Below are 15,339 nucleotides of genomic sequence, written 5' to 3'. Positions count from 1 at the left end.
GCGTGCACCGGCGAGCGCCGGGCGCTCGTCGGCGATGCGCACGCGACGGAATCCCGGTTCCGGCGCGCGCCCCTACGCGCAGACCGTGGTCACGAATTCGGCGATCGTATCCTCCATGACCTTCAGCCCCGGATCCTCGATCGGATAGTGCCCGGCATTCTCCAGCAGCACCGTGCGCACCGGAATACGCGTGATGCGCGAAAGAAACCGTTCGCTCAGCGATAGCGGTGACCAACGATCCCGGCTCGGCTGGGTCAGAAGTATCGGGCATACGTCGAATTTCTCGGGTTCCACCGCCGGGGCGTAGGCGGCGTAGCGCGCCAGGAAACGCGCCGAAACCCAATTCCCACCCGAAGTCTTGTCGCGCGTCATCACCCGCAGCGCCTCCGGATTGTTGACCAGCGCCGACATTTTCGCCCCCAGCGTCATCGGATACTTGACTCCGGCCGCCGGTGTTCGCGCCACCAGTCCCATCAACGGCAAGCCGATTCGGGAATGGAACATATCGTGGGAGGTGACATCGCGAACCTTCTGGTCGCGCTGGTCGAGGAAGGTCGTGCCGACGATGCCGCGCACCGTTCCCCTCGGCGCCTTCGCCGCCACGTGGTAGGTCAGCATGCCGCCTGCGCTCAGGCCGAACAACACTATCGGACGGTCGTCTTTGCCCCGCTCGAAGGCCAGGAAATCCACGATCAGATCGACCCAGTCGTCATAGGAGTGCACCGTGCCCGGCTGCACCGTCGTCAGGCCGTAGCCCAGATTGTCCACAGCGACCGTCTCGAATCCGCGCCGCGCCAGCGGTGCGCCCAGGATCAGGCTCATCTGCCTGCCGTTCGTACCGAGGCCGTGGTGCAAGACGACCTTCGCCGGGGCGTCTGGATCCGGATAGCGATCGAGATGGACGGTATTGCCGTGCCATTCCCAGAAATCCTCGGTCGGCGCGGTGGAATCGGCCATCCGCAGGCGCGACGGCAGAAAACGCTGGAGCGCTCGCCAATCCGACTGATCCCGATAGTAGAGGGGTCTCTTCACAGCGCCGTCCCTTTCCGTGCGTTCGCGACGGTATTCCGGCGCGAACTCGGCGCGCCGATCACCGATTCGAGCCTATGGGTATGCCGGGTGGATGCGGGAGATCCGGAACAGCAAAAGTACTACTCGATTCGGCAACGATTCGGTCCGACCGCGCGCCCGGATCGCGTGCCGCTACGACCCCGTCGCATCGACCGCCGATAGCGCGTCCGCCAGCAATGCGGCGATATCCTCCACCGCGGCGCCGAAGGCCAGCGCATTATTGATGAAACCGTGCATGTACCCGTCGAAACGACGCAGCACGACCGGCACGCCGCCGGTGCGCAGACGCTCGGCGTACGCTTCGCCTTCGTCGCGCAGCGGATCGAAGCCCGCGGTGACGACCACCGCGCGCGGAAGTCCCGCGGTGGACTCGACATAGAACGGCGACACATCCGGCCTGGCGCGATCGATATCCGGTGCCAGGAAACAGCTGTCGTAGAAGTCGATATCGGTCCGGGTGAGCGCGAAACCCCGCGCGAAGATCCGCCGTGATGCCGACTTCCCGGTCAGGTCGGTGGGCGGATAGATCAGCAACTGCAGCAGGGGATTCGGTCCATTCCCGGCGCGCGTCCGATGGCACAGCAGCGCGGCCAGGTAGCCGCCCGCGCTGTCACCGCCCACCGCGACCCGCGCCGTCGCGACGCCGAATTCGGCCGCGCGACTCACGATATCGCGGAACGCGGATTCGGCGTCGTCCAGCGCGGCGGGATAGGGATGCTCGGGAGCCAGCCGATAGTCGACGGCGATGATCCGAATCCCGGTGCGACGAGCCACGGTTCGGCAGAACCCGTCGTGGGTGTCGAGATCGCCGACCACCCAGCCTCCGCCGTGGAAATACACGAGTACCGTATCCGCGGCGCCTGGGTCGTATACCCGTGCCCGCAACGGTCCGGCCGCCCCGGCCACCGTCGTCTCCGTGATGCCGACGGGCTCACGACGGCCCGCCCCGATCGCCGACATCCGCCGCGCCCGATTCCGCATCCGACCGGGGGAGGTCACCGGATCCGAGGCCGGGCGCGCGAACGCGCCGGAGATGCGCATGATCAACTGGGCGTCGAGGTCGAGTTCGCGGCCGTCGCGGACGATCACCGGGCCCGCTACCGCCCGTTTCGCGGCACGGGGCAGCCGGAGCAACCCGCGGACCGCCGCCACGGCGACGCGCGTACCCACCCGGGTGGAAAGCGTCGGGGTGGCAGATTCGGTCGACAATGGTCACCTCGCTCGTCTGCGGTTCCGGTCGCGACATTACCGATCAGACGGCAAATCCCGCGATACGCCATCCGGCGTGACGGGCGAACCCGCGACCGAGATACTCCGGCCGCGGGTTCGTCACGCGCCGCGCACGGTCGTCACCGCTCCCGCTCGGCCCCGGTCGGAGGCGGCCCCAGAGCGGCCGACTCCTCATCGGTGAGCAGCCGTGAGCGGATGAGAAAACGCACGCCCTCCGGCGCTTCCAGCGAGAACCCGCTGCCGCGCCCCGCCACCACATCGACGGTGAGATGGGTGTGCTGCCAGTACGCGAACTGATCGGCGCTCATCCAGAACGGAGTCTGCTCGGCGACATGTCCGAGCAGGACGTCCGAGGCACCGACGCGGAATTCGCCCCGTGGGTAGCACATGGGGGAGCTGCCGTCGCAACAGCCGCCCGACTGGTGGAACATCACCGCACCGTGCGTCCGGATCAGCTTCCGCAACAGGGCTTGCGCCGGTTCGGTCAACTCGACCCGGTGGATATCGTCGGGCATCAGAAGAAGCCGAGTTTATTCGGCGAGTAGCTCACCAGGAGGTTCTTGGTCTGCTGGTAGTGCTCGAGCATCATCTTGTGGTTCTCACGACCGATACCGGATTTCTTGTAACCGCCGAACGCGGCATGCGCGGGGTAGGCGTGGTAGCAGTTCGTCCACACCCTGCCCGCCTTGATCTCGCGGCCGAGCCGGTAGGCGGTATTCATATCCCGGGTCCACACGCCGGCGCCGAGCCCGTACAGGGTGTCGTTGGCGATGCCGAGCGCCTCGTCGGTGGAATCGAAGGTCGTGACCGAGACGACGGGTCCGAAGATCTCCTCCTGGAAGATCCGCATATCGTTGCGGCCCTTGAAGATAGTGGGTTCGACATAGAACCCGTCGGGCAAGTCCGCGACCTTGCGCGGGTTGCCGCCGGTGAGGATTTCGGCGCCTTCCTTCCGTCCGATATCGATATAGGACATGATCTTCTCGAACTGATCATTACTGGCCTGCGCGCCGATCATGGTGGCTTCGTCGAGGGGATTGCCGCTGACGATGGCCTTGGTCCGCTCCACACACCGGGCCATGAATTCGTCGTAGATGGACGAATGGATCAGCGCGCGCGACGGACAGGTGCACACCTCGCCCTGATTGAGGGCGAACATCACGAAACCTTCGATCGCCTTGTCCAGGAAGGCGTCGTCGGCGGCTATGACATCGGGCAGGAAGATATTGGGACTCTTGCCGCCGAGTTCCAGCGTGACCGGAATGATGTTCTCACTGGCGTACTGCATGATGAGTCGCCCGGTGGTGGTCTCCCCGGTGAAGGCGATCTTCGCGACCCGGTTGCTGGAGGCCAGCGGCTTGCCCGCCTCGACGCCGAATCCGTTGACCACATTGAGAACTCCCGGCGGGAGCAGGTCCGCGATGAGTTCGACCACCTTCAGGATGGAGGCGGGAGTCTGCTCGGCGGGCTTCAAGACGACGCAATTTCCCGCGGCGAGGGCAGGCGCGAGTTTCCAGGTCGCCATGAGGATCGGGAAGTTCCACGGAATGATCTGCCCGACCACGCCGAGCGGTTCGTGGAAGTGGTAGGCGACGGTATCGGCGTCGATCTGAGAGATGGAGCCCTCCTGACCGCGCAGCGCTCCCGCGAAATAGCGGAAATGATCGACCGCCAAAGGCAGGTCGGCGGCGAGGGTTTCGCGAACCGGCTTGCCGTTCTCCCACGTTTCGGCGACCGCGAGCGCCTCGAGGTTCGCCTCGATGCGATCGGCGATCCGGTTGAGGATATTCGCCCGGTCGGTCGTCGAGGTCCGTCCCCACGCGTCCGCGGCCCGATGCGCGGCGTCGAGCGCCAGTTCGACATCGGCCGCCGAGGAACGCGCGACCTCGCAGAAGATCGCCCCGTCGACGGGGGAGGGATTGGCGAAGTAACGTCCTTCGACCGGCGCGACCCATTCGCCGCCGATGAAATTCTCGTAGCGGGCGGCGTAATCGACGATGCTGCCCTCGGTACCCGGCTTTGCGTAGATCATTGCGGATAACTCCTCGACGAATTCGGGCGCACGGTGAAATACCGTGACGGGTGTCACTATCGTCGGCGAGGGTTGATGAAACGTTGAGGAGAACCGCCGTGGCGCGGCAGGCGATTCATGTGCGGTGCGGGTGCGCTCAGTCTTCCGTCCAGCGGGCGATTCGGATGCGGGGTACTCAGTCACGCGAGGCGTGGTGCAGGCGGGCCGCGGCCACCGCGCGGCGCGCGTCATGATTCGGCAGCAGCCGCAAAGTGTGCTCGTGCACCTCGACATCGTCGGGCGCGTGCTCCCCGTACCGCAACGCGTGTTCCACCTCGCCGCTCGACAGCACGGCCGTGCGGACCCCGACCTCGAGAAACTGCCGCCACGCGACGATGCCCGGCGTCTCCGATCCGGGCAGCAGCGGCCCGCGATAGAGCCGGACCGCTGTGGCCGTATCGCCCGCCGCCAGCGCCGCCGCCAACTCTGCCGCATCGCAGGAAATGGGACTGACCAGTTGATACACCCGGTTGGTTATCTCACCTCCGGTCGCGCGCCGCAGATACGACATCTCCGATTTCAGCGTGCTCGACCCGACCGGACGATCACCGTAGATCGCGAAATGCAGCCGCTCGTGCGTATAGCCCTCGGGTTCGAGGGCGAGCAAGGTGAGGATCTCCAGGTGTCGCGGACGCAGCCGAATCGGCGCCCCGTCCCGAGTGAGGCGACCCGCGCCGAGGCAGCTGAGCCGGACACCCGGAGTCGCCGCGCCGCGGTTGTGTAATTTGCTTTCGATGGCGGTCGCCAACGTCCTGACCGTCGACATCGCCAGCGGGTGCGAACGATCCCACGTCGTCGACAGATCGAGCACACCGAGCTGCCTTCCGTCGGCCGCGCGGATCGGCGCGCAGTAGCAAACCCACCCGTGCAGCGCGGCGACCAGGTGTTCGGCCGAGAAAACGGTGTGCGGCTGATCGGTCCGCAGTGCCAGCGACAGCGCGTTGGTGCCCATATGCGGCTCATCCCACCGCCCGCCGGGCGCGAAATTCACCCGTTCGGCGCGCCGGCGCATCACCCGACCACCGTAGGACCACAGAATCGTGCCCGTCTCATCGGTCACGGCGGCCACGAAATCGGCGTCGTCGGCGATGCTGCGCAATTCACCGGTCAGCTCGGTGACCGGCGCGCGCAACGCCGACTCCGCCCACCTCGCCTCGATATCCCCGGAACTCGGCGCGCAATCCCGCGCCGGATCCACCGTGCGCAGCGACCGCTGCCACGACCGCGCCACCTCGCCGCGCGGCGAAGCGGCATCCCCGGTGGGCGCGTCATCCGCCGTGCGGGTCAGCCAGCGAGCCCACGCGTCCTCCAACGCGGCCCGCTGCTGGGACAGGATTCGACGATGCGCCAACGGATACCCCTCACGCCTCGGCCGACAGGTCGGGTGCGCCGGTCACGAATGCTCGCACGTCCGGGCCGGTCTCGACCGCGCTGAGGTCACCCACGATGTCCATCCCGCGTCCCTTCGGTCCAGGGAGCATAAACCGGGTCCGGCCGGCGTTGGAAGCCACGATCGGGCTGCTATCGGCGAACGCGGTCCGATGAGCGGATGGCATGCTGACCGCCATGTCCGATATTCGCCTGGAAGTCTCCGACGCCATCGCCACCATCACCCTCGACCGCCCGAAACAGCTCAACGCGTTCACCACCGCGATGGCACACGAGCTGATCGACGCGTTCGACACCTGCGATCGGGACGACCAAGTCCGCGCGGTCGTCATCACCGGCGCCGGACGCGCGTTCTGCGCGGGCGCCGATCTCTCGGCGGGCGCCGAAACCTTCGTCTCCGAACCCGACGACACAGACGATTTCCGTGACATCGGCGGCGAAGTCGTCCTGCGCATGTTCGAGCTACGCAAACCCGTCATCGCCGCCATCAACGGCCCAGCCGTCGGCGTCGGCATCACCATGACACTCGCGGCGGACTTCCGCCTCGCCGCCGACAACGCCCGCATCGGCTTCGTCTTCAATCGCCGGGGAATCGTGCCCGAATCCTGCTCGAGCTGGTTCCTCCCGCGGCTGGTCCCGATGCAGACCGCGTTGGACTGGGTGTACTCCGGCAGGCTCGTGGAAGCCGACGAAGCGCTGACCGCCGGATTGCTCTACGCAGTGCACCCCGGCGAAACGCTGCTCGAACAAGCCTATGCGCTGGCCCGACGCCTGACCGAACATTCGGCCCCCGTCTCGGTAGCGCTGTCCCGGCAGATGCTGTGGCGTGGGCTGGGGGCGGAGCATCCGATGATCGCGCATCGGATCGAATCTCGCGGCATTCGGGTGCGCGGTGCGAGTTCTGATGCGCTGGAAGGTGTTTCGGCGTTCTTGGAGAAGCGGTCAGCGCGGTTCCCCGACAGCGTGGAGCGGGATGTGCCGGATATCTTCGGAAGCGATCTCGGTGTCCCTCCGTTTCGGGCGTCGCGCTGAGTCGATTTCCGTTCGGTGTCCTCGCCTTCGGTTCATCAGCGCCGACTGGATCATCGAGCACGGCCGATTCCGTCGGTGCCGGACGGATATCGGTCGTGAGATCGTTTCGCTGGCCGCCAGCGGTAGCGCGCTTATGCCGCGGCCTGCCGATTTGGTTCCTCGGGGGGGTGGTGGGGTAATCTCGTCAAGCACCCGCGGAGCGGGGGCATCGGGCTGTGGCGCAGTTTGGTAGCGCACCTGACTGGGGGTCAGGTGGTCGCAGGTTCAAATCCTGTCAGCCCGACCATAGCAAAACCCCTCCTGACCTGGTCAGGAGGGGTTTTGTGGTTTTCAGATCACCCGGAGATTTGGGGCCAATCTGGGGCCAGCGTCCCCGCGTAGGTGCCGAGCCAACCTGTCGCCGTCGTCGCGCAGGGCCGCGAGATCGGGGTGTAGGTATCGCTGGGTGATTCTCGGGTCACTATGTCCGGCGATGCGTTGGAGCCGGTGCAGTGGCACGCCCGCGTCGGCGAACCAGGTGAGCCCGGTGTGGCGTAGATCGTGGCGCCGTAGGTGTTCGTAGCCGAGTCGGGCCACGACCTCATCCCAGTGGGTTGCTTTTCGCAGCACGCCGGTTGCGATGCGACCGCCGCGCGGGCCGACGAACACCCGAGCATCGAGTACCGCGGCGCGCTGCTCGTCGGCGGTCGCGTCGCGCAGCTGGTCAGCGACGCGACCGCGGGCATCGTTGATGTGCGCCATGATCAGTGGCCGGATGCCGTCGATGAGTGGTATCGACCGCGACCGTTTTCCCTTGGTGCCTTTGTCTTTCAGCCCGCCCGGCCCGGGGGTCGTCTGGCGGCGCAACGTCCAGATCCACCGGTCGGTGTCGATGTCGCGGACCCGGCACCCGGACACCTCTCCGATGCGGGTGGCGGTGCACGCGGCGAAGACCACCGCATCACCCCAACCGGTGAATTGGCCCGCCGACGCCGCGACCAGCTCCGCAGCGAGTTCTTGCAGGGTCGCCCAGTCCGGGAGTGCCAGGGCGCGCGGGTTGTCGACTTCGTCTTCCTCACTGGTGAGTTGGCGTTGCCAGCCGGTCACGTCGACGCGATTGCGTTCGAGGACTTCGTCTCTGACAGCCTGGTCGAGCACACGGGCCAGGGCGGCAAGCGTGTTCTTGATGGTCGACCGGCCGCAGCCGTTCTCGATCCACCTCGTGACCGCGCGATCGGCGAGACCGGAAGTGATCATCGTGATCGGCATGTGTCCGAGCGTCGGGACAATCCGGAGTCGCCACCCGCACCGGTACGGGTCGAGCGTCTTCGGCTCCAGCCCGCGCATTGCAGTGTCCCAGTGCAGGTTTCCGTAGTCAGCAAGCGTCGCTGTCGCGGTTTTCGGATCTACACCGCGCAGTGTGGCTTGCTGGATGCGCTCGATCCAGCTCTCCGCTTCCTCGCGGGTGTCGAACGATTCCGATTTGGAGTCGCGGGTCCTCGACGAGGGATCGGTCCACCGCACACGGGCACGATGCTTCCCGGCCTTGCCGCGCTGCTCGACGTAGCCGGTGACCGAGACGCCGAGCGGTATCGGGTCGATGCGGCCGTCCATCACGCCGCCCTCGGGTCGACGCGCTTGCTCGCGATGAAGGCCAGGACGTCGGCGCCGCTGTAGCGGATGACGCGTTCGGAGAACGCGACGAAGGCAGGGCCTTGCGGCGGGCGGGCGGTGCGCCAGCGTCGCAGGCTCGACGGGTCCACCTTCAGCGCCGCGGCGACTTCTTCGGTGGTGTACCACCCGGAAGGTTCGAGTTCAGGTACCTGGGTGTTCATCACTGGCCCGCCCTTCCGGTCTGGATTTCCTGATCTTCGATCCATGCGCGGATGACGCTTTCGCGGTAGACGCGTCGTCGGCCGATTTTGAAGCTGGCCGGGCCGGTGCCCTTGTGTGCCCAGTACCGCCAGGTCGCGGCGGGGATGCCGGTGATCTGTTCGAGGTCGGCGGCCTGGAGGAAGTTGTCGGTGCTCATGGTGGATCCTCAGTTCTCGGTGTCGGTGTCGGTGTAGGGCGCGGCGGCGGTGATGGTGCGGGTGATGCTCGATGGAGACAGGCCGACTTCTTCGGCGATGCGGGATCGGGTCCAGCCCTGTTCGTGACGTAGGCGCAGGATGGTGGCGACCTTGCCGCGGTCGCGGCGCCCGTTCGGGTCGGCGGCGCACACGCGGGTGGCGATGTTGTCCCACCGGTCACCCAGCGCCACCGTGGGTGTTTCGATGGTCGGTTCGGGGTGGTCGGTGCGGACCGAGACCGCGTGTACCGGTTCGGGTTCGGGGTCGTTGTCGAGTTCGGTTTCGTCGGTGACGCTCACCGACGCTTCGGTAGTGCGCGTTGAGGCGTCGGGGGTGCGCATGGTTGCGCTGGTGTGGTGTTCGCGGGCGATCATGTGCGCCAACGCCGCACCCATACCGAGGACCACAACAGGAAGACAGGCCACCCCGACCGTCACCGGCCACGGCGCCGCGACGATCTCGGCGGCTTCCATGAGGTGATAGGCGACCTGGCCGACCGCGCCGAGGCCGAGGCTTCCGAACGCCGACCACTTGGCATAAGCCCGGGTTCGGTCGGAGTGGATGCGCCCGGACAGCCAGACGTAGAGGGCGTAGGAGGCGTAGGTTTCCATGCCGATCGGCAGCGTGATGGCGGTATTGACGCTGAATCCGTCCGCGATTCCGGGTAGTGGGTGGACGGGTCCGAATCCGGTGAGTTCTCCGAGTCCGACCCAGCCGGACCAGATCGCGACGAACGCCGGAAGCGCGAGCAGCAGCACCGGCCAGGTACGAGGCGGTTTCACAGGCGTCGAAGCGCTGGCATGCGCGTGCGGCGCGTCGGTGGCGTTGGGGGTGTGCAGGGTGGTGGTCATGCGACACCCCACGGTGTGATGACGGGTGTGTTCGGGTCGGTGAGATCGGTGTAGTCGACCACCGCGACGGTCAGCGCCTGGCCGTGGTCGGGGAGTTCGGCGAGCGCGGTGCGCACGATGTCGGCGGGTGTGGCGCCGTGGGCTACCCATAGCAGCCCGCCGCAGCTGTCCTCACGCACGCGTGTGGTGAGACGGCGCAGCGTATCGGTGAGTTTGGCGGGTGTGAGGCGGTAGGCGGCGGTATCGACCTTGACCGCGACAAAGGTGTCGGGGGTGTTCCATTGGCCGTCGTAGAGGTAGCGGCCGGGGTGGGCGTTGTCGATGCACAGGTCGTGGTCGGTGCGCCACGCGTCGTGGTCGCGGGCACCGAGCGCGATGCGGGTGTGCACGACCGCGCGGGCACGGATCGACCACAAGAGGGAAGGTCGCCAGGTCGAGCCGGAGCGGCCGAGGTACCAGCGGACCCCGAGGGAGGTGGGCAGGATCCACTTCGCGCCGGCGCCGATCTCGCGCAGGGGATGCACCAGGCCGAGGGCGAGGAGTTCGGCGGCGACTTCGTAGGAGTGGCTGCGGTTGGTGCCCAGGAACAGTGCGAGGGTGTCGACCTGCATACCGCGGTGGGGGACGATCCCGCCCAGGGCGCGTGCCTGGCGTCGGGTGTCGACGCTGCCGGGGATTCTGTCGTCGGTGGTGGTCATGGCATTTCCTTCGGGGTTGTGGCCGTGAGGCCGGTGAGGCTGGGGATGGTTTTCGCGGCACGGGCGCGGGTCCGGTTGGTGAGGAACCGGCTCCATTCGGTGTCGAAATCGTGTAGGGCGAAGTGCATGTCGAGGGCGGCCAGGTTGGGTGGGAGTCGGTCGACTGCGGCCATGACGGTTCGTTCGACGTCGTGGCCCTGGGAGAGGTAGAGCAGCCCGATCATGGGTTCGGGTTCGGCATCGCGAGCGGCGTAGATCGCACCGCGCAGGGCTTTGTCCATGTGCGACTTGGTCTTTTGGGTGCGTTCGACCTCGACCGCCCACCACCCGTAGGTGCCGGACACGCGGCCGAGGAACCGGCCGTCATGGATGTGGCCGAGGGTTTCGTTACGGCTGCGGGAACGTCGGCGTTCCATCTCGGCGTCATGGCGTAGTCGGCGTTCGGAGACCCAGTGGTGCGGGTCGGTGGCGCCGAGCATGATGCGGGCTTGGGCAACCGCGCGATAGTGTTCGTAGTCCTTGTCCGGTGGCCGCCACACGGTGTGGGGCCGCCATCCGAGGTAGGACGCCGCGGTTTCCCCGGTCGGTACCACCCACTTCGCACCTGCGGCGACCTTGACCGGTTTCGACACCATCCGATCGGCGTGGAGCTGGTTGATCAGCGCGTAGACGTGGGATTGATCCATGTTGAGGTACCAGGCCAACACGTCGATCTGCATGGCGTACATGTCGACCAAGCCCGCGATCGCGGTAGTGCTGCGCGCCGTCCACAACGACGAGGCACCCGACTTATCGGCGAACAGCCGTTGCACCGTCGACTTGGGCAACCCGATCTGCCCGGCGATTTCCCGCACCGTATGACCGGATTCGTGCAGGGCAGTGGCTTCGCCCAGCACGGTTTCGACCGTGCGCGCTTTGATACGCAACTGCCGCGCGATCTGTTGGTAGGTGGCGCCGAGGTCGCGCAGCTGCCGGATGCGCTGATCGCGTTCGGCCAGCGCCTCACCGCCGCCAGTGTGAACCCTCTTCTTGTGGTTCATCAGGAGTCAACCCCCTCTCTATTGGGAAGCGTGGAAAACGTTGCACTGCAAGAAGACCGGGCACCCATGTCTCACCGCGACATCGCGAAGGAGTCGTCTTGTACGTCTTTGTCTCGCGTTGTTGCATGGATGTCTCGCCTGAGTCCCGCTGCGGCCGTGGCTGTAACGAAACCGGGCCACGGCCGCACGGGCTCAGCGGCTGCGCTCGACGCCGCGACCGCGGCTGTAGGAGCGGTAGTGCTCGGGGTGGATATCGGCTTCTTTGAGCGGGGAGTGTGCGTCGACCCAGGACATCAAGGCCCGCATCCGCGCGGCCTTCTCGTCTTGGCCGCCGTCCTCGGTCGGGCGGGGTATGGCCGGTGGTTTGGTCAGGGCGTTGATACGGTTCGCGCTGGGCTGCCGTCTGGCGGTGCGTCGCGGGCCGGTCGCGAAGAGTTCTTCGACCGTGACCGCGGGAAACATCGCTTCCAGCACTCGGCAATGTCCTGGGTAGGGAAGGTCTTTCACGTCCCCGGACAGCCACCGGTAGAACTGGGCCTTTTTCGGCGCCCGCCCGACCATGTCGGGTTCGTGCTCGGCCGCGACCTTCTCGTACTCGCGGGTGAACACACTGTGTGTCTGCATATGCCGTGCCCGCAGCATCGCTTTCAACACCGTGCCGTCACCGAGACGCCGGGTCATCGCGACCGCTCCACACCACGACCGCGGCTGTAGGAGCGGTACCGGCCGGGTTCCTGCTCCGGGTGGATGTCGGCTTCTTTGATCGGCGCGGTCGAAGCCGCGTAATCAGCCAACGCCCGCGTACGAGCCGCGGCGCGTTCGCGGCGGTCGGTTGTGGTGTGGGCGGTGGGAAGGCCCAGACTGGCACGTTGTTCGTCAGCGCGGATGCGAATCTGCTGTTCTGCCCACCGATCCCACACACCGACCGGGTCGTTTCCGGTCAACCGCTCGTGCAGTGCCCGGGCGGGTTCCGGCCACAGTTCGACTTCGGGAACCTGGACCAGCTGCGCGACCTCGGCCCGGTGCCGCGCGTGGGGCAGACGGCCTTTCACGATCCATCGCTCGACGCTTTTCGGGTTGAGGTTCAGCTGTTCGGCTAACCGGTCCGGGGTCAGATCCGCGCGGTAGATCGCGTCTCGTAACACCTCGTTGGAGTCCGGGGAGCGGTGGCGTTCACGGCGAGTCTGGTTGGGCCACAATTGTTCCACGTCGACTCCGACGGCTTTGCCGACCGCGTGCCGGTGGACCGGGTACGGCGGACGCCCGGTGCTGATCCACCGTTCGACCGTTTTCGGGTCGACCCCGACCGTCTTGGCCAGTTCGGCCGGACCCATCCCGGCCTCGGTCATCGCCTGCCACAACCGATGATTGGCCCGGGACTGCCCACCCGGGGTAGAGGCGGCGCTCATCGCGACCGCTCCACACCACGACCGCGGCTGTGCGAGCGGTTCCGGTCGGGTTTCTGGCCCGGGTGGATGTCGCGTTCCTTGATCGGGGAGTGCGCGTCGACCCAGGACATCAACCCACGCATCCGTTCTTGCCGGGCGCGTTCCAGCTCCGGGGTTTCCTGGCGGGCTTGCGTGGTCTCGCGATCTCGCCGCGCCTGGAGTTCGTCGAGATCCTGACTCGCCGCGAGGTGCAGCGCGTCGGCGTGACGCCGAGCCCGGACACGTTCGTCGCGGTCGGGGTGATCGGTGTGCCATTTCTGTTCGACGGCATCGATCGCGGCCTGTGACCTGGGGCGGGCGGGTATCGACCACCATGCCGACTTCTCGAACGCGGTATTCGCTCCGAGCCCGTGCCAGCGAGGAGCCTGGTCGGATCGTTCTACACTGGACATGCTTCAGCGACCTCTCATCCTGAAGTGAATGAGCCGGGACGGGTAGCCGCCCATCCCCGACTCGCTTGGCTCCCCGACAGTTAGCGCTGTCGGGGAGTTTCTGTCTGAATCCCTTCAGTCGGGTTCACAACCACGTTGTTCAAGCCGACCAACACGACTGTACATACACAGCTGTGCATGCACAAGACTTGTACATGCACAGACGGGTTCTGTGTATGTATAGCTGTGTATGTCTAAAATGGTTGTCATTAAGGTTTGGTCGTGAGCCGAAAGGACGCCTCAGATGGCAGAGCCCGCCTACGTGTCGATCGCCGCGAACTACGCACGCGAGATTCGGAGTGGAGCGCTACCGGCGGGGACTCAGTTGCGGAGCCTCACTGAGATGATGGACCGGCACGGCGTATCGAAAATCGTGGTTATTGAGGCGATACGTCTACTCGAGCGACAGGGCTTGGTGCGTTCGGTTCCTCGCCGCGGAACGTTCGTCACTGATCACCCGAACCTCGTGAGGGTCGCTCCAGAGCGTCAGATGGAGGACCCGGAGGATACTTTCGGGCACGAATCTACGAGCGCCGTCGAGGTCGATCGTGTGACCGCGCACCTTCCGGCCACGGAAGTGCTTGCCGAACAGTTCGACGTCGAGCCAGGCATCGAGTTGCTGCATACGGTGACCCGAGCAACTGAAGGCGGTAGGCCGATATCGATTTCAGATACCTATCAGCAGCTCGGAGCGCCAGACATTTCCCATGCGGCAGTACTTGAGGAGACAGTCGCCGACCGAATTCCGGCTGATGTCCATGCGCAATGGCTCGGCGCAGCGCCAGGGGATTTGGTCAAGACGGTTCGTCAGCGGTATATCGACGCGGAGGACCAGTTGCTGATGCTGTCGGAGATCTCCTATCCCCGTGATCGCTACGACGCCTTTGTCTTTCGGATGCAGCTGAGCGACGGCGCGAAACCCTCGGGCGCCGAGTAGTCGGTCACTGTCGCACCCAGCCTTGCGCCACGTCCGTCAGGTTCCACCAGGAGACATACTGTGTGTCTTCGGAATCGAGATGCCAACTCGAGTCCAGGGCGTCGAAGAATGCATCATCCCCGGTCTTTCCGCCTTTGGGCTCGCCGATGAAAATCACCCGCTGACCTCCTGCGCGCTCGTACTGCGCGAGCGCTTCCGAGGCCATTGTGTTGCCCCATCCAGGCGGCCAGCACAGGAAGAGGACGTGATCGGCATTGCTGGCTATGCGTTCGTTGAACGCTGTGAGGTCGTGGACCTCGTACCAGACATCGCGCTGACCTGAAACGCCGGGGAAGGAGACATTGTCGACTTGGTTCGGCGGCTCGGAGTCGTAGGCGTCGACAACGATTCCGGCCGAGTGCAGCTGCGCGGCCCAATAGCCGCGGCCCGCTCCAAGCTCTACTAAGGGCTGGTCGCCGCAGAAGTCGGCGATCCAAGCGACAGTCGCAGGTGACGGAATGGCATACGCGTACGCGCTTTGAAGGATGGTCTGGGCGTAGCCAAGTCGCGCACTGCCCTTCTCTCGGCCGCCGTCCACCAGGCGCCGCCCGTTACGGACCGACACCGAGGGGCCGACGATATCCCAGTACGGATTGCGGCTCTCGTCTTCGCCACCGGTCATGAAGTTGACGAACCGCAGATCGAACGCGGCGTCGGCTCGATCGTCGCCCGTACCGGGCAGCATCGGTGTCGTGTCGAGGTAGTCAACCACCTTCGGGAAGTCCGACCGCAGACGGGCTTCATCGTTGAGTAGCGCCGTGAGCTGGTCCCGGCGTTCGTCAGTTAGCGCTAGCTCAGTCATGCACTCGATTGTTCCTTGCCTCAGCCTGTTCCACGATCCGTTGATGAAATCCGTTGTCGGGAACAGGGCTCTGTTGCTCGAGCCTGACCCGCGAATGTCCCGAAGTTGGTCCGAAGATGTCCCGAAAACGAGATTCTCCAAAAAATTTCGGGACAGTCTTCCGGATATCGCTTTGACCTGCGCCTTCGGCGCAGCGCCTGCCCCCGTCCGCTCGCTAATTCTCTAACGCTTCGCTGATGTTAGAGAATT

17 protein-coding genes and 1 tRNA gene are annotated in these 15,339 nt (G+C 65.8%); 4 read left to right on the top strand and 14 right to left on the bottom strand.

Features of this window, described 5'->3' with window-relative positions; all coding sequences use genetic code 11:
• Positions 1-72: 72 nt before the first annotated feature.
• The 5 genes from ABZS43_RS34530 to ABZS43_RS34510 all read right to left on the bottom strand — a co-directional run bounded on the left by ABZS43_RS34530 (position 73) and on the right by ABZS43_RS34510 (position 5,723).
• Positions 73-957 carry an alpha/beta hydrolase gene (locus ABZS43_RS34530; RefSeq protein ID WP_355040221.1) on the bottom strand — a complete coding sequence of 295 codons (885 nt, stop codon included), beginning with the start codon at positions 955-957 and terminating at the stop codon, positions 73-75.
• A gap of 246 nt (positions 958-1,203) precedes the next feature.
• Positions 1,204-2,280: an alpha/beta hydrolase gene (locus ABZS43_RS34525; RefSeq protein WP_355040208.1), complete on the bottom strand. Its 1,077-nt coding sequence runs from the start codon at positions 2,278-2,280 to the stop codon at positions 1,204-1,206.
• 140 nt (positions 2,281-2,420) lie between these two features.
• Complete coding sequence (locus tag ABZS43_RS34520; RefSeq protein WP_355040207.1) at positions 2,421-2,816, bottom strand: DUF779 domain-containing protein; 396 nt, start codon at positions 2,814-2,816, stop codon at positions 2,421-2,423.
• A complete protein-coding gene (gene adh / locus ABZS43_RS34515) occupies positions 2,816-4,333 on the bottom strand; it encodes an aldehyde dehydrogenase (protein ID WP_355040206.1) in 1,518 nt (505 codons plus the stop codon). Before adh ends, ABZS43_RS34520 begins: the two co-directional genes overlap by 1 nt.
• 175 nt (positions 4,334-4,508) lie before the next feature.
• Positions 4,509-5,723, bottom strand: coding sequence for a transcriptional regulator (locus tag ABZS43_RS34510; protein WP_355040205.1), 1,215 nt, complete (start codon positions 5,721-5,723; stop codon positions 4,509-4,511).
• Positions 5,724-5,938: 215 nt separating this feature from the next.
• On the opposite strand from ABZS43_RS34510, the gene ABZS43_RS34505 reads away from it, so the two are divergent.
• Complete coding sequence (locus tag ABZS43_RS34505) at positions 5,939-6,793, top strand: crotonase/enoyl-CoA hydratase family protein (RefSeq protein ID WP_355040220.1); 855 nt, start codon at positions 5,939-5,941, stop codon at positions 6,791-6,793.
• A gap of 209 nt (positions 6,794-7,002) precedes the next feature.
• Positions 7,003-7,079, top strand: a tRNA-Pro gene (locus tag ABZS43_RS34500).
• Positions 7,080-7,123: 44 nt separating this feature from the next.
• Here ABZS43_RS34500 and ABZS43_RS34495 read toward each other — a convergent pair.
• The 8 genes from ABZS43_RS34495 to ABZS43_RS34460 all read right to left on the bottom strand — a co-directional run bounded on the left by ABZS43_RS34495 (position 7,124) and on the right by ABZS43_RS34460 (position 12,842).
• The gene (locus ABZS43_RS34495) at positions 7,124-8,386 is read right to left on the bottom strand and encodes a site-specific integrase (protein ID WP_355040204.1); all 1,263 of its coding nucleotides are present in this window, start codon (positions 8,384-8,386) and stop codon (positions 7,124-7,126) included.
• The gene (locus ABZS43_RS34490; RefSeq protein WP_355040203.1) at positions 8,386-8,607 is read right to left on the bottom strand and encodes a helix-turn-helix domain-containing protein; all 222 of its coding nucleotides are present in this window, start codon (positions 8,605-8,607) and stop codon (positions 8,386-8,388) included. Before ABZS43_RS34490 ends, ABZS43_RS34495 begins: the two co-directional genes overlap by 1 nt.
• On the bottom strand, positions 8,607-8,804 hold the full coding sequence (locus tag ABZS43_RS34485; protein WP_355040202.1) for a helix-turn-helix domain-containing protein: 198 nt from the start codon (positions 8,802-8,804) through the stop codon (positions 8,607-8,609). Before ABZS43_RS34485 ends, ABZS43_RS34490 begins: the two co-directional genes overlap by 1 nt.
• A gap of 9 nt (positions 8,805-8,813) precedes the next feature.
• Complete coding sequence (locus ABZS43_RS34480) at positions 8,814-9,695, bottom strand: helix-turn-helix transcriptional regulator (RefSeq protein WP_355040201.1); 882 nt, start codon at positions 9,693-9,695, stop codon at positions 8,814-8,816.
• Positions 9,692-10,393 (bottom strand): hypothetical protein, encoded by a 702-nt coding sequence (locus tag ABZS43_RS34475; RefSeq protein WP_355040200.1) that lies wholly within the window; start codon positions 10,391-10,393, stop codon positions 9,692-9,694. Before ABZS43_RS34475 ends, ABZS43_RS34480 begins: the two co-directional genes overlap by 4 nt.
• Positions 10,390-11,433 (bottom strand): hypothetical protein, encoded by a 1,044-nt coding sequence (locus ABZS43_RS34470; RefSeq protein WP_355040199.1) that lies wholly within the window; start codon positions 11,431-11,433, stop codon positions 10,390-10,392. Before ABZS43_RS34470 ends, ABZS43_RS34475 begins: the two co-directional genes overlap by 4 nt.
• A 192-nt stretch (positions 11,434-11,625) precedes the next feature.
• Positions 11,626-12,114 (bottom strand): hypothetical protein, encoded by a 489-nt coding sequence (locus ABZS43_RS34465; RefSeq protein ID WP_355040198.1) that lies wholly within the window; start codon positions 12,112-12,114, stop codon positions 11,626-11,628.
• Positions 12,111-12,842 carry a helix-turn-helix transcriptional regulator gene (locus ABZS43_RS34460; protein ID WP_355040197.1) on the bottom strand — a complete coding sequence of 244 codons (732 nt, stop codon included), beginning with the start codon at positions 12,840-12,842 and terminating at the stop codon, positions 12,111-12,113. Before ABZS43_RS34460 ends, ABZS43_RS34465 begins: the two co-directional genes overlap by 4 nt.
• 62 nt (positions 12,843-12,904) lie before the next feature.
• On the opposite strand from ABZS43_RS34460, the gene ABZS43_RS34455 reads away from it, so the two are divergent.
• The gene (locus ABZS43_RS34455; RefSeq protein WP_355040196.1) at positions 12,905-13,168 is read left to right on the top strand and encodes a hypothetical protein; all 264 of its coding nucleotides are present in this window, start codon (positions 12,905-12,907) and stop codon (positions 13,166-13,168) included.
• 388 nt (positions 13,169-13,556) lie between these two features.
• The gene (locus ABZS43_RS34450; RefSeq protein ID WP_355040195.1) at positions 13,557-14,249 is read left to right on the top strand and encodes a GntR family transcriptional regulator; all 693 of its coding nucleotides are present in this window, start codon (positions 13,557-13,559) and stop codon (positions 14,247-14,249) included.
• Positions 14,250-14,253: 4 nt separating this feature from the next.
• Here ABZS43_RS34450 and ABZS43_RS34445 read toward each other — a convergent pair whose 3' ends face one another.
• A complete protein-coding gene (locus ABZS43_RS34445) occupies positions 14,254-15,090 on the bottom strand; it encodes a hypothetical protein (protein WP_355040194.1) in 837 nt (278 codons plus the stop codon).
• Between the last annotated feature and the right edge of the window lie 249 nt (positions 15,091-15,339).

This window comes from Nocardia sp. NPDC005366 (assembly GCF_040606855.1).
GTDB lineage: Bacteria > Actinomycetota > Actinomycetes > Mycobacteriales > Mycobacteriaceae > Nocardia.
This window is presented reverse-complemented; position numbering and strand designations above follow the sequence as displayed.